At 46.1% G+C, this 19,685-nt stretch carries 25 protein-coding genes; 7 read left to right on the top strand and 18 right to left on the bottom strand.

Annotation, left to right across the window (positions count from 1 at the left end; genetic code table 11):
• Positions 1–9: 9 nt before the first annotated feature.
• Both BMW79_RS06295 and BMW79_RS06290 read right to left on the bottom strand, forming a co-directional pair.
• Entirely contained in the window at positions 10–1,458 is a 1,449-nt protein-coding gene (locus BMW79_RS06295) for a DUF1800 domain-containing protein (protein ID WP_245752398.1), read from the bottom strand.
• A gap of 91 nt (positions 1,459–1,549) precedes the next feature.
• Positions 1,550–2,758, bottom strand: coding sequence for a molybdopterin molybdotransferase MoeA (locus tag BMW79_RS06290; RefSeq protein WP_089892011.1), 1,209 nt, complete (start codon positions 2,756–2,758; stop codon positions 1,550–1,552).
• Positions 2,759–2,805: 47 nt separating this feature from the next.
• Here BMW79_RS06290 and moaC point away from each other — a divergent pair, with 47 nt between their 5' ends.
• Together moaC and mobA are read left to right on the top strand one after the other, a co-directional pair.
• Positions 2,806–3,294, top strand: coding sequence for a cyclic pyranopterin monophosphate synthase MoaC (gene moaC, locus BMW79_RS06285; protein ID WP_089892008.1), 489 nt, complete (start codon positions 2,806–2,808; stop codon positions 3,292–3,294).
• Complete coding sequence (mobA, locus tag BMW79_RS06280) at positions 3,275–3,874, top strand: molybdenum cofactor guanylyltransferase (protein ID WP_089892005.1); 600 nt, start codon at positions 3,275–3,277, stop codon at positions 3,872–3,874. Before moaC ends, mobA begins: the two co-directional genes overlap by 20 nt.
• A 6-nt stretch (positions 3,875–3,880) precedes the next feature.
• Here mobA and BMW79_RS06275 read toward each other — a convergent pair whose 3' ends face one another.
• Positions 3,881–4,285, bottom strand: coding sequence for a molybdenum cofactor biosynthesis protein MoaE (locus BMW79_RS06275; RefSeq protein WP_245752397.1), 405 nt, complete (start codon positions 4,283–4,285; stop codon positions 3,881–3,883).
• Between the two features lie 21 nt (positions 4,286–4,306).
• Entirely contained in the window at positions 4,307–4,540 is a 234-nt protein-coding gene (locus tag BMW79_RS06270) for a MoaD/ThiS family protein (RefSeq protein WP_089896798.1), read from the bottom strand.
• Positions 4,541–4,617: 77 nt separating this feature from the next.
• On the opposite strand from BMW79_RS06270, the gene BMW79_RS06265 reads away from it, so the two are divergent.
• Positions 4,618–4,989 (top strand): DUF7009 family protein, encoded by a 372-nt coding sequence (locus BMW79_RS06265; RefSeq protein WP_089892002.1) that lies wholly within the window; start codon positions 4,618–4,620, stop codon positions 4,987–4,989.
• Positions 4,990–4,994: 5 nt separating this feature from the next.
• Positions 4,995–5,969: a GTP 3',8-cyclase MoaA gene (gene moaA / locus BMW79_RS06260; RefSeq protein WP_089891999.1), complete on the top strand. Its 975-nt coding sequence runs from the start codon at positions 4,995–4,997 to the stop codon at positions 5,967–5,969.
• Positions 5,970–6,016: 47 nt separating this feature from the next.
• On the opposite strand, the gene BMW79_RS06255 is transcribed toward moaA, so the two are convergent.
• The 3 genes from BMW79_RS06255 to BMW79_RS06245 form a co-directional block, all read right to left on the bottom strand.
• Positions 6,017–6,766 carry a sulfite exporter TauE/SafE family protein gene (locus BMW79_RS06255; protein WP_089891996.1) on the bottom strand — a complete coding sequence of 250 codons (750 nt, stop codon included), beginning with the start codon at positions 6,764–6,766 and terminating at the stop codon, positions 6,017–6,019.
• 2 nt (positions 6,767–6,768) lie between these two features.
• Positions 6,769–7,854 carry a HesA/MoeB/ThiF family protein gene (locus BMW79_RS06250; protein ID WP_089891993.1) on the bottom strand — a complete coding sequence of 362 codons (1,086 nt, stop codon included), beginning with the start codon at positions 7,852–7,854 and terminating at the stop codon, positions 6,769–6,771.
• 81 nt (positions 7,855–7,935) lie between these two features.
• Complete coding sequence (locus BMW79_RS06245) at positions 7,936–8,493, bottom strand: hypothetical protein (RefSeq protein WP_245752396.1); 558 nt, start codon at positions 8,491–8,493, stop codon at positions 7,936–7,938.
• A gap of 123 nt (positions 8,494–8,616) precedes the next feature.
• Between BMW79_RS06245 and BMW79_RS06240 the strand changes: the two genes are divergently transcribed.
• The gene (locus BMW79_RS06240) at positions 8,617–9,474 is read left to right on the top strand and encodes a helix-turn-helix domain-containing protein (protein WP_089891986.1); all 858 of its coding nucleotides are present in this window, start codon (positions 8,617–8,619) and stop codon (positions 9,472–9,474) included.
• 14 nt (positions 9,475–9,488) lie between these two features.
• On the opposite strand, the gene BMW79_RS06235 is transcribed toward BMW79_RS06240, so the two are convergent.
• Positions 9,489–10,103, bottom strand: a complete 615-nt coding sequence (locus BMW79_RS06235) for an HD domain-containing protein (protein ID WP_089891982.1) — start codon at positions 10,101–10,103, stop codon at positions 9,489–9,491.
• Between the two features lie 58 nt (positions 10,104–10,161).
• Positions 10,162–10,482: a winged helix-turn-helix transcriptional regulator gene (locus BMW79_RS06230; RefSeq protein WP_089891978.1), complete on the bottom strand. Its 321-nt coding sequence runs from the start codon at positions 10,480–10,482 to the stop codon at positions 10,162–10,164.
• Positions 10,483–10,616: 134 nt separating this feature from the next.
• Here BMW79_RS06230 and BMW79_RS06225 point away from each other — a divergent pair, with 134 nt between their 5' ends.
• The gene (locus BMW79_RS06225; protein WP_089891974.1) at positions 10,617–11,246 is read left to right on the top strand and encodes an NAD(P)H-dependent oxidoreductase; all 630 of its coding nucleotides are present in this window, start codon (positions 10,617–10,619) and stop codon (positions 11,244–11,246) included.
• Between the two features lie 11 nt (positions 11,247–11,257).
• Here the strand turns inward: BMW79_RS06225 and BMW79_RS06220 are convergent, their stop codons facing one another.
• From BMW79_RS06220 to BMW79_RS06205, 4 genes are all read right to left on the bottom strand, one after another.
• Positions 11,258–11,800 carry a GNAT family N-acetyltransferase gene (locus tag BMW79_RS06220; protein ID WP_177192062.1) on the bottom strand — a complete coding sequence of 181 codons (543 nt, stop codon included), beginning with the start codon at positions 11,798–11,800 and terminating at the stop codon, positions 11,258–11,260.
• Positions 11,801–11,970: 170 nt separating this feature from the next.
• Positions 11,971–13,239 (bottom strand): serine--tRNA ligase, encoded by a 1,269-nt coding sequence (gene serS, locus BMW79_RS06215; RefSeq protein ID WP_089891968.1) that lies wholly within the window; start codon positions 13,237–13,239, stop codon positions 11,971–11,973.
• A 137-nt stretch (positions 13,240–13,376) separates the two neighbouring features.
• Positions 13,377–15,044, bottom strand: coding sequence for an NAD+ synthase (locus tag BMW79_RS06210; RefSeq protein WP_089891965.1), 1,668 nt, complete (start codon positions 15,042–15,044; stop codon positions 13,377–13,379).
• A 39-nt stretch (positions 15,045–15,083) separates the two neighbouring features.
• Positions 15,084–15,767, bottom strand: a complete 684-nt coding sequence (locus BMW79_RS06205) for a porin family protein (RefSeq protein ID WP_089891962.1) — start codon at positions 15,765–15,767, stop codon at positions 15,084–15,086.
• Positions 15,768–15,840: 73 nt separating this feature from the next.
• Here BMW79_RS06205 and gldB point away from each other — a divergent pair, with 73 nt between their 5' ends.
• Positions 15,841–16,875, top strand: coding sequence for a gliding motility lipoprotein GldB (gene gldB, locus BMW79_RS06200; protein ID WP_456064375.1), 1,035 nt, complete (start codon positions 15,841–15,843; stop codon positions 16,873–16,875).
• Between the two features lie 32 nt (positions 16,876–16,907).
• On the opposite strand, the gene apaG is transcribed toward gldB, so the two are convergent.
• The 5 genes from apaG to BMW79_RS06175 form a co-directional block, all read right to left on the bottom strand.
• Positions 16,908–17,294, bottom strand: a complete 387-nt coding sequence (gene apaG, locus BMW79_RS06195) for a Co2+/Mg2+ efflux protein ApaG (RefSeq protein WP_079469727.1) — start codon at positions 17,292–17,294, stop codon at positions 16,908–16,910.
• Positions 17,295–17,366: 72 nt separating this feature from the next.
• Positions 17,367–17,693 carry a DUF4157 domain-containing protein gene (locus BMW79_RS06190; RefSeq protein WP_089891956.1) on the bottom strand — a complete coding sequence of 109 codons (327 nt, stop codon included), beginning with the start codon at positions 17,691–17,693 and terminating at the stop codon, positions 17,367–17,369.
• Positions 17,681–18,628 carry a DUF5777 family beta-barrel protein gene (locus BMW79_RS06185; RefSeq protein ID WP_089891953.1) on the bottom strand — a complete coding sequence of 316 codons (948 nt, stop codon included), beginning with the start codon at positions 18,626–18,628 and terminating at the stop codon, positions 17,681–17,683. Before BMW79_RS06185 ends, BMW79_RS06190 begins: the two co-directional genes overlap by 13 nt.
• A gap of 12 nt (positions 18,629–18,640) precedes the next feature.
• Positions 18,641–19,189, bottom strand: coding sequence for a YceI family protein (locus BMW79_RS06180; RefSeq protein WP_089891951.1), 549 nt, complete (start codon positions 19,187–19,189; stop codon positions 18,641–18,643).
• Between the two features lie 17 nt (positions 19,190–19,206).
• A complete protein-coding gene (locus BMW79_RS06175) occupies positions 19,207–19,578 on the bottom strand; it encodes a hypothetical protein (RefSeq protein ID WP_089891948.1) in 372 nt (123 codons plus the stop codon).
• Positions 19,579–19,685: the final 107 nt, after the last annotated feature.

Below are 19,685 nucleotides of genomic sequence, written 5' to 3'. Positions count from 1 at the left end.
TTTAAGTGGTTAACACAATTGATATTCCGGTGTGCTCATCACATCAATCGTTACTGTTTTGATATAGTTTTCCCGGCTGCTGCTATCCGCGTATTTCTCCAGTAACGTTCGGTTTACTGCGCCCGGCTGCTGCAACAGGATCCCTGCAATTTCATCTGCCAGTTGTTCCCTCGGCACCCCGCTGAAACCTTCCATATAAGGCAGCCAGTCGATCTGGGCATTCACTTTCTTTGCAAACTGCCGCTTCAGAAAATCATTGATCTGCAATGTCATTTTATAATTGGCGCCTTCTCCCATTTCGGGTGTCAACTCCTTCGGCATCACATTAAATGCCTGTGAATACAGGATCACTTGTGGCACGCGAAGGCGGAACATCAGGCTGGAACTGTCTATCCAGTTTCGCCCGCCGGGCCAGCCGGCCACATTCGGCGGATAAAAAAGCAATTGCCCCAGTACCCGCTGAAACAATAACATCACTTCTTCTTTTTCAAACGTCATGGGGATAGTTCTCCGGATCCCCGCCAGCAACTCCACCGGCGATTTGATTTTATTCCCGATAATATCCGGGCGGTAGAACCAGTCGGCCATAAAGATTTCACGCATCAGCGATTTGATATTATAGCCGCTGTGGTAAAACTTTTCGGACAACTGCGTAATACGTTCTTCGTCTGGTGTGTCCGACACAAAGTACTGGTAGATTTTCGCCGTGATAAACCTGGCCGTATGCCGCTGCTCCAGCAGCATTTTCAGTACATCATCTCCATTAAAATTCCCCTCTTTACCCAGGAATGATTTAATGCCATCATCGTGCTGCTTATCGCGGAACACAAATACACCTGCCTCATCAAAACCCCAACCGGTAAAGGATCTCGCAGCTTCTTTCACATCCTGTTCTGAATAATTACCCCTGCCCATAGTGAATAACTCCATCACTTCGCGGGCGAAATTTTCATTGGGATGTTGCTTGCGGTTCTGCTGATTATTCAGAAACTGCAGCATAGCCGGGCTTTTGGACACTGCACTCAACAGGTCGCCAAAATCGCCCAAAGCGTTTTCACGTATAACCGATAGTAGTTGCTGATTAAATAATACATTCTGCGTGCGACAGGCAAAATGGCCATGCCAGAACAGGCTCATTTTCTCCCGAAGTGGATGCTCACTTTTTACCATGGCATTGACCCAGGAAACATTCAGGTCTTTAATGCCCTGGTTGTTCATCTGCTGCACATTTTTCTTTTCTTCCGGAGTCATGCTTTTCTGCTTCCGGTAATCAGGAAGGTCACTTTCGGCTACTACGTTTACTGATACAAGCGATGCTTTTGCCGGGCCAATCAGGACTTTGTTCACAATTTCTTTTCGTCTTTTGTTTTCCCACTGGGAGATAATGGGAAGGGTTTCTCCAAAGCCAGCGCGCCAGGCAAGATGTTGCATCTGTAATTTACGGGCAACTTCAGCCATAAGCAATTGATTTATGATAAGACTGTCAAATAAGGACCGGGTTTAATCTATGGCAGGTGTTTGCTTATAAAAACGGGCTCTGTCGGGCTTCTTAGCGGAACCGCCACACCTGGTAACAACTTCCTTTTTCAAATACAGTGTGTTCCAATGGCAACGTCAGGAAAGCATCCGCTTTCAATAAGCTGCCCAAATCGCCGGAACCCTGGTAGGGTTGCGGTATCGCCACCAGTACACCATCCTGCTGCGATTGCAGTTTCACCGGCAAATAGTATTCCAGTGCCGCATCAAAAATAACTTTCTCCGATAACTGTGCATACACAGGATCCGGTAAAGCTTTACCCATAGCGGCTTCCACCCAGGATTTGATATACCGGTAAAAACACATAAACCCCGATACCGGGTTACCAGGTAAGGCAAAAACTACCGGACCATCCTTGAAAGTACCGAACAGGAAAGGCTTTCCGGGCCTTTGCTGTACTTTATGGAATATCTGTTGCATCCCCAACTGCTGTAATACTGCGGGCAGATAATCAAACTTACCCGCACTTACCGCACCGGAGCTGATCCAGATATCAGTATCAGCTATCAGCGGTAACAGCTGGTCTTTCATGGCATCCTCTTCATCCAGCAGGTGTATGTAATTGGCATTAATACCTAGTTGCTGGAGAGATGCCAGTAAACTATATACATTGGAAATACGCACCTGGTGCGTTTCCGGAGTGGTATGCACAGGTACCAGTTCATTGCCCGTAGCAATCACAACCACGCGCGGTTGTTTGCTAACCTCTACAGTAGTTTTTCCTACAGTGGCCAGTACACCCGCCTCAGCAGGGCCTATGAGTGTGCCCGGCTTTATGAGCACCGCACCAGTGGCGGTATCAGAACCTATTCTGTGAATATTTTGCCCTTTCTTCACTGTACCATGAATAGTAAACCGGCGAAAGCCCTCATGCTCGGAAGGTGTAAGGTGTTCATAAGGAATCACCGTATCTGTCATTTCCGGCAAAATGGCGCCGGTCATCACTTCAATACAATTCGCCGTATTCGACAACTGCAGCTGCGGTGTACCTGCAGCCTGCACATCTTCCACACCAAAAATATGCTGCCCCCGGGCAAAGCTGTCGTAATTAACAGCAATACCATCCATCGTAATACGATCAAATGGCGGGAAAGGCCTGTCGGCCAGCACCGGCTCCCGCAAAATGCGGCCGGCAGCGGATTCAAAAGGCACGGTTTCGGTGCCCAGATCCCGCACCGTTTGCATTACAGCCTTAAATGCAGCAGCAACAGTCAACATCATTTTGAATTACTTTTGTGTAAGGTGAACTTGTTTAAATTTATGCTTTTATGTCCAATGAATCAAGTAATGCTTTTTCACATCTGAATGAAAGCGGCCAGCCAGCCATGGTAGACGTAAGCGGCAAACCGGATACTTATCGTATAGCCGTTGCCGGGAGTCGTGTTTACCTGCCGCAGATCATACGCGACCAGTTCCACGGACAAGATATCCAAACCCGCAAAGGCGGCGTGTTTCAAACCGCTATCATCGCAGGGATCATGGCAGCAAAGAAAACACCGGAACTCATCCCGCTTTGTCATACCTTACTGTTGGATGGCTGTGATGTGGAAATACACCTGGAAGGAGAGGAGGCCGTGATCCGCTGCACGGTTAAAACTACCGGTAAAACAGGCGTGGAGATGGAAGCCCTCACCGGCGCCAGCGTAGCAGCACTCACCATTTACGATATGTGTAAAGCATTTTCCCAGGAAATGATTATCCGGGAAACAAAACTGATCAGCAAAACAGGTGGTAAAAATGACTATAACCGACCATAACGCTCCCCTGAAAGGACTGGTACTCTGCGGTGGGTTCAGTACCCGGATGCAGGAAGACAAAAGCAATATCCAATACCATGGCATGCCTCAATGGCAATACCTGGTTACTTTGCTACAATCATTGCTGCCGGAAGTATATATCTCCTGCAGAACAGAGCAAGCCGCTCATTTCTCTGGTTATCCGCTACTGATACCCGACAGCGTTCCTTATGGCGGCCCATCGGCGGGCTTGCTGAGCGCACATGCCCTGCAACCGGAAACCGCGTGGCTCGTTATCGCATGCGATTTACCCCTGCTGAGCGTCCAGAGCCTGGAACTGCTTATCCAGTCACGCGATGTAAGCAAAGCTGCGAGCGCATTTATCAGCCCGGTCAATCATTTACCGGAACCGCTCATCGCCATCTGGGAGCCTACCGGGCTAAATGCCCTGGAAGAAAATGTAAAAGCCGGACGGAATTGTCCGCGTAAAACGATGCTAAACAGCGACATAGCCACTTTCAATAATCCTTATGAGATAGAACAGTTCAATGCCAATACACCGGAAGAAAAAGCGGCGGCATTAAAGGATTTGACATCTTAACACGCATCAAACAATTTCCCCATCTGCAAAAAACTCCTTTTTCCAGATAGGCACCGTTTCTTTCAGCATATCGATGGCAAATTCACAGGCGTCAAAAGCCACTCCCCGGTGGGTAGACGCTACTGCAATCACCACGGCGATATCGCCAGGATACTTATCGCCCACTGCATGCAGCATGGCAATCCGCTGTACCGCCCATTTCTCTGCTACCTGCGCAGCAATCTTCTGCATTTCTGAAATCGCCATCGCTTCATAACATTCATAAAACAACTTCAACACCGGACGTTGTTTGGTATGATTACGCACCGTACCTGCAAAAATCACCTCTCCACCGCACTCCGGCGCCTGTATGAAGTCAAGTGCTTCCTGCACTGTGATCGTATCCTTAATGTCTATTAATATCTCCATCATTCTAAAAAACTAAAAGGATTATCAACCACCACTCACGGGTGGTATCACCGCAATTTCATCAGTTGCACTGATGACCTGGGAATCGGCTGCATAAGCCCGGTTCACTGCTATCATCACCGACCGGAGCTGCCGTAAAGAAGGATATGCTTCGTAAAGCCAGTCCCTGAGTGTGGCCACATCCCTGATATGTTCCGGCTTCTCCAGCACCGGCACACCTGCAATATCTTTCGCCGCTCCAAACAATAATATGCCCATACGCCTTAAATTGTTAGTTAAAACTACAATATAGCCCGGGAATGTAGTAATTTTAATACGGCAGAAAATCATTTTTTATGAAAATAAGAATAAGAGGCAACAGCATCCGGTACCGCCTGGATAAGACAGATGTAGAGCTGCTGGAAAATACCGGCAAAGTGGAATCTATCACGCATATAGGCACCGGCACCCTTCATTTCTGCGTCAGGGGAAAAGATATCACGGACCCGGTGATAAAAATGGAACACGATGGCGTTCATCTCCTGCTGCCATTGCCGCGACTGGCAGCCTGGTATGCACCCGACCAGGTAGGTTTTGAACTGATCCTGCCCAATGCAGACGGTACAGAACTCACCATACTGGTAGAAAAAGATTTTAAATGCCTGGCAGAAAGAAATGAAGATGAAAGTCACGCATTTGATAACCCGAATGCCGGCCAAAACTGCTGATAGCAATGCTCACTGATGCACATCACCGTATAATAGATTACGTCCGCCTGTCGGTAACAGATCGCTGTAACCTGCGCTGTACCTACTGTATGCCGGAGAATATGCATTTTGTGCAACGCGACACATTACTCACCGACAACGAAATACTGCAATTACTACAAACACTCGCCGCCGCCGGCATTTCCAAAATAAGGATCACCGGGGGAGAACCCTTTCTCCGCCCGGGCTTAATGACGCTGCTGGAAAATATAAAAGCGATTCCAGGCATTAAGGAAATCGCTATCACTACCAACGGTGTATTAACACAATCCTACATCCCGGCACTCCGGCAACTCGGCATCACACATATCAACCTGAGTCTTGATACCCTGCAGGCCGGCCGCTTCCTGCAAATCACCCGCCGCAACCGGTTTTCCGCCGTCATGGATACCCTGCAAAGCCTGCTGCAACACAACATGCAGGTGAAAATAAACGCCGTGGTCATGGACCAGGTAAATACCGACGAACTCGCCGCATTCACCGCACTCACCCGCGACAACGCACTCTCCGTAAGATTTATAGAAGAAATGCCTTTTAACGGTCAGGGACATACGTTCTCCGGCATTGAATGGAACTATCATAAAATATTAGCCTCCATTGCCGAAACTTATCCGCTGGAAAAAATAGCAGACCCGCCGCATTCTACATCGCTCAATTATCATATCCCCGGTCACAAAGGCAACATAGGTGTAATTCCGGCCTATAGCAGAACATTTTGTGGCACCTGCAATCGTCTTCGTATATCCGCTACCGGTAGCATGAAAACATGCCTGTACGGCAATGATGTGTTGAATGTAAAGGAGATACTGAGAGATGGATCACCACAGCAGTTACTCCCTGCCATTCAATCAGCCATTCACGCCCGCTTTGCCAATGGCTTTGAAGCAGAAGCGCATCACACAGAAAAAACCATGGAAAGTATGTCCGTGATAGGAGGGTAGAGGTATTAATGAGCCGGAAGCTCAAAGACACCCTTTATTAATAGTAGTTATTTCAACAACATCTGTATTCCCGCATATAAAATCAACACTGCCGTAGCACCCGCCACCCACTTAGGTTTTAATACCTTCGCACTCACCCGCGAACCCAGTTGTCCGCCGGCAATAACCGCCAACAGCAAAGGCCCCGCAAATTTCACATCAAACACAATCGCATGTTTGGCTGCCTGTCCGGCCAGTCCGGCAATAGAATTTACCAGGATAAAAAAACTACTCAAACCCGCAATATTCTTAGCCGTATCGTACTTGCCCAAACGCAATACGGGCGACAAATAAATACCTCCGCCAATACCCGTCATACCGGATAACAAACCGATAGCGCCGCCAATTATGCCATAGGCAATACCATTGCTCTTACTGGCAGGAATCACCGGTTCATCTTTCTCAAAAAATAAACGGTAACACATCAGCAACGCTGCCAACGTCAGCGCAATACCGAGCAACAGGAAAAAAGTAGCCTGCTTCATCGGCAGATAACTGCCTATAAAAGCCAGCGGTACACTCACCAGCGACAACTGCCAGGCTTTCTTCATGGGCAGATGCCCGCTTTTGTAAAAATGATACACGCCACCAGTCACTACCGCCACATTACACAATAAGGCCGTAGATTTCATCAGCTGAAAATCCACTGCCCACAGCGGTAAAGATAAAATAGCCAGGTAGCTGGAACCACCACCGAAACCAGCAGCAGAATAAGCCAGTGCAACAATAAAAAAGAGGATACAGAGTTCAGTAATCACAGCTAGTAAGTTTGCATCTGGTGATCAATAGCACTGGCCCAGGCGTGAATACCGCCTTCTACATTATACACCCGGTTAAAGCCCAGCTCTGATAAACGCTGTGCTACCGCGCGGCTACGCATTCCATGATGACAAAGCACCGCCAAAGGCACATCATCCGGGATAGCAGACACCTGTTGCAATACACGCCCCATTGGGATGTGCACTGATTGCGGAATATGACAGATCTCCCATTCATCTTCTTCCCGTACATCCAGCAACATAAAACGGGTATCGTCTTGCAGCCACTGCTGCAACTGCTGCACAGAAAGTGACTGCACACCGGTTACTTCACATACCGATTGCGCGTAGTTATCCTGCAAGGCACTAATAGCAAGGTTTTCCGGCACCGGGGTTATCTGAAAGGTCAGGTGGGTATTATGAAGAGTGTCTATTGTCATTAATTGATTGCGAAGTGGTGTACCAATACCGGTAATCACTTTCACCGTTTCATTGGCCATATAACAACCAATAATACCAGGCAATACACCCAGCACACCTATGTCGTTGCAATTGAGCATTTCTCCGCTTTCCGGTGGCTCCGGGAAGATGCAGCGGTAAGTGGCGCCACCCTGGTAGTTGAATACACTGAGCTGTCCTTCAAACTTATAAATAGCCCCATATACCAGCGGTTTACCGGTCATTACACAGGCATCATTTACAAGATAGCGCGTACCGAAGTTATCCGAACCATCTACAATTACATCATATTCACGGAAAAGCGTCAGCGCATTATCAGGTGTCAGCCAGGTATCATGTATCACGTGTGTCACTTCCGGATTCAGTTGTTGCAACCTGCTTACAGCCTGTGCCACTTTGGATTTCCCCTGATCAGCGGTGGTATACAATACCTGCCTTTGCAGGTTGGTAACTGATACGGTATCATGCTCTACGATACCGATCCGGCCTACCCCCATAGCGGTCAGGTATTGCAGTACGGGTACTCCCAGGCCGCCGGCGCCAATCACCAGCACTTTGGCCTGTCGTAATAAAGCCTGTTTCTCCTGACCAAAACCATCCAGTCTCGTCTGTCTGTCATATCTGTCCATGCGGCATCATTTAGCATCTAAAAATAACGGTATTCAGGGGAAATTTTTGTAAAAAATGCCGGAAACAACCAAAGCCGCTGATCAACTCATTCCAATTGCATTCATTCTCTTTTGCTTTCTGAATTGATATACAGTACCTGCAATGAATAATATAAAAATAATAAGCAGCGTTTTCCCTATTATCGGATCACCCGGAGACTTCGCTAAAGGATGACCAATAGGAACACGGGTAAAGGTTTCATTGATAGTTGGAAGCCAGGACAGAAAAAAGCTGAATGACAGCAAAAAGTTTTCAAAATACCGGCTACGGTTCTGCCCCGGCTTTTTCGAATGAAGAAAGTAGGCTACCGCTACCAAAATAATGATGATGATGGAGAAAACATGTCCCGGGTTAAAGCCACCCGCCTTAGAAAGGCCCAACGATGTTAATGATGTGATGATAGTACCATAAAAGTATATTTTACCGGACAATGCGGATAAAGCAATCTTACCGTATCTTATATACGATACAATTGCGGCAACAATGGCCGTTACGCCAATAATAGTGTGGAAGATTCCTAAATTTGATAGTCCCATAATGTCAATTTGTTTAATTTGGAATAAATAAATGGTGCCTGAGGGGCATTTATCAGGTATCACCCTGCGTTTGTTTTTCTTTCACAAAATTGCAAAAGCAAGGGAAAACGAATTTGGCGGATTGGTTCAATTATTTGGTAATTTGGTTCACACGGCGGGATACATGCTTGCACCCAAAAGAAACTTATGATCATCGACTATAAGAAAATTGATCTGTTCGGGAAATCTCTTATTCAGAAAGTAGTGCTAAAACCTCCTTTCGAATTTGCTTTTCCCATATCCGAACAGGCCTGTTTTTTATACATGCATCAGGGGGAGATGCAATATCAGTTTGATGATGAGCAGATAAATATTCCTACAAATTATTCATTGTTTCTGAATTGCATCAACTCAGGAAGACAAATACACCACTCCAATGCAAGCGGCAACGGCGAAATTGTAATCGTTACTTTTCATCTGGAAATACTAAAGAAGATATATGACAGGGAACTTCCTCCATTACTTCAACGGCCACAGCATATAGTATCTAATCAGTCCAGCGAAAAAATAAATACTGATTTTCTGATCCAGAAGTATATGGAAGGGCTCCTCTTCTATGTGGAAAACCCTTCTTTGGCCAACGATGATATTTTGATTCTGAAAATAAAGGAGATCATACTGTTGCTGTCGCAAACGCAGAATGCCGGAGCGATACAGGTAATACTATCACAGCTTTTTTCACCGGCAACCTACACTTTCAAACAAATCATAGAAGCGAATCTGTTTTCGCAGATGGGTATAGAAGAGCTGGCACGTAAAACCAATCTAAGCGTTTCTTCTTTCAAAAGAGAGTTTACAAAATTGTACAATGACTCTCCTGCCAGTTACATAAAAAATCAAAGACTGGAAAAAGCAGCTGAACTGCTTTTGGTTTCTGACAATCGTATCACCGATATTGCCTTTGATTGCGGGTTTAACGATCTCGCGAATTTCACGAAGAGCTTTCATGATAAATACCATGTTACACCTACCAATTACAGGGCCACGCAACACAACAAACAATGAGCAGCATCTAATGATTATTCTGCCGTTCCTGTTGGTGTTTCTTTTCGAAGAATGCCTTTTTCAACACTTTCATTCAACAACACTTCTGCATAGTTCCAAATAGTGGCAGAACCATTTTTAATGGCTTTCTTCTTGTTATACACGGTCTGATAGGGCACATCAAATTCGGCCCAGGTACCACCATTATTCGAGGTATTTTGTAGCAGGGGTTCAAATCGATCCATCGCTTTGGCAAATTGGGCATTATCGGTAACTCCTTCTTCAAATTCTTCCCAGATAGCCATAAATTCCTTTGCCTGTTCTTCCGGCAATAGTCCAAAAATCCGCTTTGCCGCTAAACGTTCTTCTTCTGTATTGATATGGTTCTTTGAGGTATCATAAAGAAAAGTATCGCCGGCATCTATCTCCACCAGGTCATGAATTAATACCATCTTAATAACCTTCAATACATCAATCGGCTTATCTGCATGTCCTGCCAGCACCAACGTCATCATAGCCAGATGCCAGCTGTGTTCAGCATCATTTTCGTGCCGGTCGCTATTGAATAATTTAGTTCTTCGCTGAATGTATTTTAATTTATCAATCTCTTTGATAAATGCTACCTGTTGTAGCAAATCGGTTGTGTTCATACTTATGAGTTATGCGGCCGGGAAGCCTGACAGTTACTTTGTGATCCGGCAAAAAAAATTAAATGTCGGCAGGTGTTTTTTCTATCATCTGTTTCCGGTACGTTTCCCCCCATTCGGCAAGAACGCTAACGATCGGTTTTGTGGACGCTCCGCACTCCGTCATTTCGTAGATCACCGTAATGGGTTGATTACTGGTTACCGTTCGCTTAATAAGCTGGTTAACCTCCATTTCCTTTAGCTCTCTGCTGAGCATCTTTCCAGAAATACCCTTTACATTCCGTAGTATATCGGAATAACGCTTGGGGCCAAAAAACAGGCAGGCCATTATCGATATCTTCCATTTTCCGCCTAAAATGTACATCGCATCATGAACCCCCATAATGGCTCTTTTGCATTCGTGTGATCGGGTGGGTGTTATATTACTCATGGTTACCTGAATGTTACTATTACTTTTTGTCTCCTGGTGACAAATATAAACTACTTAGGCTAGTTTTGTGTCGTAAAATAAAGTGTATGAATATTATAGGAAACCTGGAGTGGCGCTATGCCACCAAAAAATTCAGTGATCAGAAAGTATCGATGGAAGATGTCAACAAGATACTGGAAGCTATTAACTTATCAGCTTCTTCGGCCGGCTTACAGCCATACCGCGTTTTCGTGATAGAAAACTCTCCCCTTCGTAAAGAACTTGCGGTTGGCTCTTTTAATTCGCAGATCTCACAGTCTTCGCATTTGCTGGTATTTGCCGCTTTTGAAACAGTAACCCTTTCTCACATTGAGACTTACCTGGCGAACATTGCCAGCGAAAGAGGTATTCCAGTAGAAGCTTTGGCTGATTTTAAAGCAGCCCTGACTGGTGGTCTTTTGTCAAGAACAGATAAGGAAAACTTTGACTGGGCAGCCAGACAGGCATACATCGCGTTGGGCACCGCTTTAATTGCTGCTGCGGAATTGAAAATAGACTCCACACCAATGGAAGGTTTTGATGCGGAAAAATTCGATACACTGCTTCACCTGAAGGAACAAGGACTTAAATCAGTTGTGGCACTATCCCTGGGGTATCGCGACGCCGATGGGGATACTTTCGCAAAGCTCAAAAAGGTAAGACTTCCGCTTTCTGATCTCGTCACCTTTGTAAACTAAAGCCTCTGCTTTTACCGTTTCAGCGGCAGGTACATGGTTACCAGGTCTACATAATAACCGTCTCTCTGTAAAATAGCCTGTGGCAGGCGTCCGCATTCCATAAATCCAAAGTTGCGGTACAGTTGCATGGCCTTTTCATTATTGGAAAAAACATGCAGGTAAATCATCTCCAATCCTTCCCTGGACTCGGTCCAGCGCAACATAGCGGTTAGTAAACGACGACCGATGCCCATATTGTTCCAGTCTTTTTCCACGGCAATGCCTACTTCCGAAGTATGTGCCTTTTTATGCAGGCCGCTGTGGTTCACGTTGATGGAGCCTATGATACGGCCTCTTACAACGGCCACCAGTAAAAGTTGGTTGGGATTATCGAGATAGGAATGTATGTAATCTTCTTCTGAAGCCAGATCCAGCTCCTCCGACTCTCTCCGGGTAAAGAGGAGATAATCCGTTTCCCGGGTCAGGCGCTGGAAACTGGCCAGCAAACCTGCTGCATCGTTGTGTTCGGGAGGGCGAATGATGAGTTCGTCGCCGTTGGGCAGGAAATGTTTCATGAGTTGTATTACCAGATGGAAATTACGGATTTCAAACGATGAATGAGGGATTTGCAACCGGTTTAGCATAGGCATGGGCTGCTACCCAATTGATTTCAAATGACGAATGACGGATTTGCAGGTATTTCATTCCTGCGGATCCGTCATCCGTATATGATTTTCCGTAATGCTTATATCATGTGACTGCCGAAATAGCTCTGCAGCACCGTGGGTATCTGAATACCTTCTGCGGTCTGGTTATTTTCCAGCAAACAGGCCAGGATACGCGGCAATGCCAGGGAGCTTCCGTTCAGGGAATGCACCAGCTGCGGCTTACCATTATTTTCCTTAAAACGTATTTTCATACGGTGCGTCTGATACGCTTCGAAGTTGCTCACAGAGCTTACTTCCAGCCATTTCTGCTGGGCAGCGCTGTATACTTCAAAATCGTAGGTAATGGCAGAAGTGAAGCTCATATCCCCTGCGCATAAACGAAGAATGCGGTAAGGCAGTTCCAGTTGATTCAGCAAGGCTTCTACGTGTGCCACCATTTCATCCAGCGCTTCGTAAGACTTATCCGGATGTACCAGCTGCACAATTTCCACTTTATCAAACTGGTGAACACGGTTTAATCCGCGTACATCTTTACCATAAGATCCGGCTTCGCGGCGGAAACAAGGCGTATAGGCCGTCATTTTTACCGGCAGATCGGTATCTTTTACGATTTCATCGCGGTAAATATTGGTTACAGGAACTTCTGCCGTTGGAATCAGGTAGTAGTTATCTGCGGTAGCATGATACATCTGGCCTTCTTTATCAGGTAACTGGCCGGTGCCATAGGCAGAGGCTTCGTTTACCAGGTAGGGCGGCGCATATTCAGTATAACCGTTACTGGTATTATAATCCAGGAAATACTGGATCAGGGCGCGTTGTAAACGGGCGCCCCTGTTTTTGAAAACAGGAAAACCACTACCGGTAATTTTGTTACCGAGTTCAAAGTCAATCAGGTCGTATTGTTTAGCCAGATCCCAATGCGGAACCGCGCCTGCATACAACTCAGGAATTTTACCACCTTTACGCACTTCCACATTCTCTTCCGGTGTTTTACCGGCTGGAACGATGGATGCCGGCAGGTTGGGCAGTTTTACCAGGGTTTCCTGTAATGCCTTCTCGGTAGCATTCAGTTCTTCGGTAACCGGGCCTAAGCGGTCTTTCAGGGCTGCTACAGCAGCGCGCTGTGCTTCTCCTTCTTCTTTCTTGCCCTGGGCCATCAGTTTGCCTATCTCTTTGGATAAACTATTCACCTGTGCCTGGGTTTCATCGTATTCAAGGGTTAATTTCTTACGCTTGTCGTCCAGTGCCAGCACTTCTTCCACTACTTCCAGCTCTTTGAAATTCTTAAAAGCCAGACGCTCCAGCACCAACTCTTTATTTTGACGTATAAACGGTACTTGTAACATGTTGTATGATCAAATTTTAGCAAATATATTAAAATAGCTTGTAGCTGCTAGCCTTTGACTGCGGCCTTTATGCTTTTAGCCACTATTGGCAGGTATCCCGGCTGGATAATGCCTGACAGCCCGCCACCAGCCTGCTACTAACTCAGGTATTTTCCCACGATAGGCACCCTGCGGCCCACACCAAAGGCTTTTGAGGACACCCGTATAATGGGACAGAATTGATTTCGCTTGTATTCATTGGTGTTCACCATCTTTAAGGCCCGCGAAACCAAAGCGGAATCAAAACCCTTTGCTACTATTTCTTTTGGTCCCTGACGACGTTCTATATACTGGTACAAAATCCGGTCGAGGATAGCATAATCCGGTAAACTGTCGCTATCCTTCTGATCCGGCCGTAACTCTGCGGATGGCGCTTTGTCGATGATATTCACCGGTATAATTTCGCGCTCCCGGTTGATATACCGGGCCAATGAATATACCTGCATTTTATACACATCTCCCAAAACACTTAACCCGCCTGCCATATCACCGTACAAGGTACCATAGCCGGTAGACAACTCGCTTTTGTTGGACGTATTCAACAGGATATATCCAAACTTGTTGGATAAGCCCATCAGCAGATTACCACGGATGCGGGACTGCGTATTTTCTTCCGCCACATTAAACGGCAACCCTTTGAAATAAGGCTCCAGCGTGGCTAAGAAGGTTTCATAAATATCATTGATCCGGATAATATCGTAAGGATTGTCCAGGTTTTTGGATAACTCCACCGCATCATCTACAGAGTGACCAGTAGAGTAGGGAGATGGCATCAGCACGGCCCGTACGTTTTCTTTACCCAACGCGTCGCAGGCAATAGCCAGGGTAACTGCGCTGTCAATACCGCCGGAAGAACCCAGGATGGCTTTTGTAAAGCCCATCTTGCCGAAATAATCTTTAATACCCATCACCAGGGCATCGTAGATGCGATCGATGTTATGATCAAAAACCAGTTCTGTCAATGGTGTAAAATCACGGGGCTGCACTGGCGGCAGATGGCTACCAGTGAGCTTTTCCAGCTCCATACCGCCCATTGCTTCTTCAAAGTAGGGGAGTTCCTTCACAATATTTCCCTGCGCATCATAAATCAGGGAACCGCCGTCAAACACAATCTCCGTCTGGGATCCAACCGTATTACAGTAATAGATCGGGAGTTTATATTTCAATACATTGGCCAGGATAATTTCTTTCCTGTCTTCATCATGATCATAATCAAACGGAGAAGCAGAGAGGTTTATCATTACATCCGGCTCCTGTGCAATCAGCTGATCCATCGGACAGATACGGTACAGGGGGTTATCTCCCAGGTTCCAGATATCCTCACAGATGGTTACTGCCAGTTTCTTCCCTTTAAACGGAATGATGTTCCATTCGTAAGAAGGCTCAAAATAGCGGTACTCATCAAATACATCGTAAGTAGGCAGCAACGTTTTATGTACTACCTGTTTTACTTCGCCTTCATATAAAAACCAGGCGGCATTGAACAGGTCTTTGCCCTCCCGTTGCGGATTGCGGGCAGGTGCGCCTACCAGCACAGCAATATCTTTTGTATGTGCTTTGATCTCGTCGATGGCACGGTAACTCTGCGCAATAAAATCTTCAAACTCCAGGAAGTCACGTGGTGGATACCCACACACGCATAATTCGGAAAACACCACCAGGTCAGCGCCCTGGGCCTTTGCCGCATCGATTCCTGCAATGATCTTCGCTATATTCTTTTCAAAATTGCCAATATGATAATTCTGCTGTGCCAGTATAATATTCATGGTAAAAAAGATATTCAATGTAAAAATTCATCCGGGGCACTAGAAAAACACGCCCAGTCGCAGGGCGAGGCTATTCATATTTACCCGGCCGTCGTCCCATTTGCCATTACGGGTTACATCCACAAAGCCATTCTGGTAGGTAATGCCAGCAGTACCAGTAAGATTGGCGCCCAGTGGGTATTCTATCCCTGCTCCCAATAACATCCCGATATTGATACGGTTCATTTGTGGCAGGATATTTACCCGGTCATGTGTTTGTCCCATGGAGATGACATCCGCACGGCCACTCACCGGAAAATCGAGATAGGTACCAAACTGTCCCCAGAACCCGATACCACCCTGGTCCGGATCCGTTTTCAGTTTAAGGGCCAGTGGTATTTCAATATAAGTGAGCTTCATGTTATATTCTGCCGGATTAGCTTTAAAATCACCCAATCCCTTGCCTGCATCATATTTCAGTTTACTGCCCGCCAGTAGCACCTGGAAGCCCGACGAAAACGCATAGGTTCCGCGTTCGTTCAGGTTAAAATCGGCCATCAGACCGAAGTTTAGCCCCGCTTTGGAACTATTGCGGTTCACACCCGATTCCTGCGGTTTCAGGATAGACACCATCGGACTTACCGTGAAACCCAGTTTCACCCTGCTTCTGAAAGAATCGCCGTATTGTGCCATACTCAACTTCGCTACGCCCATTATCGCCAGTAAAAAGATGATCTTCTTCATAGATGATGCTAATTCGTAATTTTTTATAATACAAGGTAAATAATAATTTTACCTTAGATGAGTTTTAAGAATGATGCAAAGTTACATTAATAAATATACCCTGCTGACAAGTTGCCTTGTTGCCCTGTTGGGCACTGCAGCCTGTAATTCCGGCAATAAAGCACCGGATGTGAGTCATATACCCGTGGACGTTAGTTTATCGCGTTTTGACTCGGCCCTGTTCACCATCGATACCAACAATATACAACCCGGACTGGCAAAGCTTCACGAAGCATATCCTGTATTCCTTCCGTTGTATATCACCGATATCCTGAACCTGGGCGCGTATTCCGATAGCAATGTGGCCGTACAGCAACAACTGCACCTGTTTTTAACCACCCCGGATTTCCGGCAACTGGAAAAAGCCGTGTCCGCAAAATATGGTGGCAATAACAAGTTATCATCAGAACTGGAAAAAAGCTTCCGGTACGTGAAATACTATATCCCGTCTTTCCATCCACCGAAGGTGGTTACTTTTATTTCCGGTATTGCCAATTACGGTGCTATCACCGTAGATTCCATCCTGGGAATAGGTCTGGATATGTACATGGGAGAGGATTTTCCACCCTATGCCCAGATCCCGGATTACCCGGATTATATGATCCACCGCTTTGCTCCGGAATATATTACCACCAATTGTATGCAGGTGATCCAGCAACAACTTTTTCCTCCTGCCCGCAAAAACGGCAACCTGCTGGAACAGATGATGGAAGCTGGTAAGCAGCAGTATTTCCTGGATAAGGTACTACCTGAAACACCGGATACTATCAAGCTGGGGTATACGAAAAGTCAGCTCGACTGGTGCTATGAAAATGAGCGTATGATCTGGCAGTTTTTTGTGCAAAATAACCTGGTGTATTCCAGCGACTGGCAGCAGATCAATCATTTTATCGGCGACGGCCCCTCTACACAGGGAATGCCCGAGGGCGCCCCCGGCAAAATTGCCAATTTTATAGGATGGCAGATCATAAAAAAGTATATGAGTGAGCACAAGGAGATGACCTTGCAGCAATTAATGGAATCGAAAGGAGTGACGGAGATTTTCAAAGCCTCGAAGTACAGGCCCTGATATAAGAATTACAGGCTAAACGAAAAACGGGACTAATTCAGTTTAAAAGGAACAACCATCTGGAATTCAGGGATTTTTACTTCCAGTATTTTCTTGTCCAGTTGGTTTTCCATTTGATAAGTACCGTACATCTTGCCGATCTCAGTCCGTAGATTGGATCCCGAGACGTACTGATAAGTTTCACCCGGCGCCAGCAATGGTTGAACACCTACAACACCTTCCCCCTCTACTTCACGGTGGGTACCGTTGGAATCAATGATGTACCAGTGACGGCGCAGCAATTTGATAGGGAAAATATTGTTGTTCTCGATGGTAATACGGTAAGCAAACATGAATTCGCTTCCAATAGGATTTGAATAATCCGGCTGGTAGAATGTTTCCACGCTGATGGTGATGCCCTCTGTTACCTTCTTAACCATAAAATCAACCTTTAACGTAAAAATAAGAAAAATAAAACCAGTGGCTGGAAAATTTCTGACTTTAACGATTCTTTAGATTATTTCAATATCATCCAGAATAGCAGGATCTTCCTCTGATGCCCTTGCTGCCACCTCTAACGTATTGTTATAGTAGCCTCTGCGCAGGTATTCCGAAAAATATTGCCATAAAAACCCGAAATAGCCCAGATGCTGGTATTGTTTGATATGACAAGCTTCGTGCCGCATCCAGGCAATATCCGATAAAAAGCGTTCCCGGGACGCTCCATACAAATGAATGGTGCGTCCCAGGACCATGGCCACCGACTGTACCCGCATAAAGCGGGCGGCAATCCGGGCTAACCATGAATTTTCACGTATGCGGCATTTTATTTTTTCCAATCTTTCTTCCCGAATAACGTAAATCTACGGGAAATATTGAATCCCCACCGGAATTGCCCCTGCTTCCAGGAGGAAACCGTTTCAGGAATAAACTGGTTTTCCAGTATGGCGGTGGAATTGGTGAAAGTAATGCTGAATACGTGTCCGCCGGTCTCTATCTCCAGTCCTACACCCAGCGGGTTATAAAAGGTAAGCCCCTTGGCCGATTTGAAATAATCCTTGCTTTCCTGGGAACGGAACGGATAATAGTATTCCGCCAGCAATCCTAACCGCTTACTCAGTTTCAGCCGGCCAGCCCCACCCAGGGCAAACATATTATTCATGTCCATATACGCCACGTGGTTGCGGTGTACATAGGAAGGGATGAGGGTCAGGGATAATTTCTCTCCAAATTTCCTTGATACCACCGCCTGAGCCACATACATCAACCGGTCCGCCCCGTCTTCAAAATGGGACGCCGATGCCACGTCAGATGCAGAAGGCATCCCGCTGATCACCATATTCCCAAATACCGCCAGGGACACCGGGATATGATTATCTGTAGTTTGCTGCAAAAAGCGATATTTCACCAGGGCCTCATATAACTGCTGCAGATCCCCGCTACCTTTACTCCGGCTGATACCTACCATCAGATTATCGCTAACGCCATACTCAAAGGCAATGCGTATATCCGTGGAGTTATCCGTACCAAAGAAAGTTTTGCTGCCGCCAAATTCCCCTGCGGCATCCCCGAAACGGTGAGCTACCCGGAAATCCAGTTCATGCTTCCGCAGCATTTCGGTGGATTGTCCCTGGATAATGCGGGTCGACTTATACGTATCCCTCACTTTGATATGCGCAGTTGTTGCCGATGAATCAAACATTTTGTCCAGCTGCTGCGCCTGTGCCAGTAAAGAGAAAATACAGCACAAAAAGATGGTTGAGATATACTTCATAGAATGATGTTGTTATTTAGTGTAAGGAGTGTAAATGGCATTTACGGTAACAGCTACTACTTCTGCCACATTCTGTATTACCAGGGAAGGTATTTTTATACCGTGATCGGCTACACGGACATTAAAGGTAGAAGCCACCGTCAGGGTGTTTCCCTGCGTAGTAATAGTACCCTTTGCCGTATAACTTTTAGTGACCCCATGAATATTCAGTGTACCCGTTACGGTAACCGGGTAAGTACCATCTTTGCTGAATTCCGGCGACTCGTTGATCGTACCTTTGAACTCTGCAAACGGATACTTATCACTTTCCAGGTAGTTTTCATTAAAGTGTTCCTGCATCAGCTTTTTCTTAAACTGGAAAGAACTGATAGGCACTTTAAAAAATACTTCCTTCGTTTTGGTATTCAGGGCGGAAGCGCCCTTATCCGTTTTGGCTTCTATGTCTTCCAGGGGAGAAGACGAAAAAAATGATAAACGGGTGTTCTTACAGGAGTATACGTCCTGTGCAGCTGCAGTGAGGGCGCTCAGCCACGCTACTGCAAAAAGCAATAAGTATTTCATGTTTATCCTTTTTTAAATTATTGGTCCGGAAGTCCATGTGCAATCCAGCAGGCGATGGAGTCTTTCATACCCTGACTCAGCGCCGGAAATGCCTGCGTCTGGGGCATATCGGCCTGCGGACCGGTTACGCGCAGCTCAAACATAGAGCGGTGTGTATTGATGTAAGTTTTCAGTTTATCAGCCGTGGAAAAGTCAGCCACCGCAGGTGAATTTCCACCCGGATGACAGCCACGGCTGGTACAATTGGCTTGAATCGAAGCAAAAACGTAGGCTGTTGTAATTTTAGCCACGTCGCAGTTTACTCCGCCACTTACCGGGGCAGGCGCCTGATCATTTTTACAGGCAGCAAACAGCACGCAGGCTAGTAAAAAAAGCTTGTTCCTTATCATAGGTCTTTCAATTTTGATTGCTGATAGTGATATACGGGATGATGGTAAAATTGGTTGCTTTCACAGATAGATAAAATTCTGCTATATTACATGATTAACCACTTATT

Source organism: Chitinophaga arvensicola, assembly GCF_900110835.1.
Lineage (GTDB): Bacteria > Bacteroidota > Bacteroidia > Chitinophagales > Chitinophagaceae > Chitinophaga > Chitinophaga arvensicola.
This window is presented reverse-complemented; position numbering and strand designations above follow the sequence as displayed.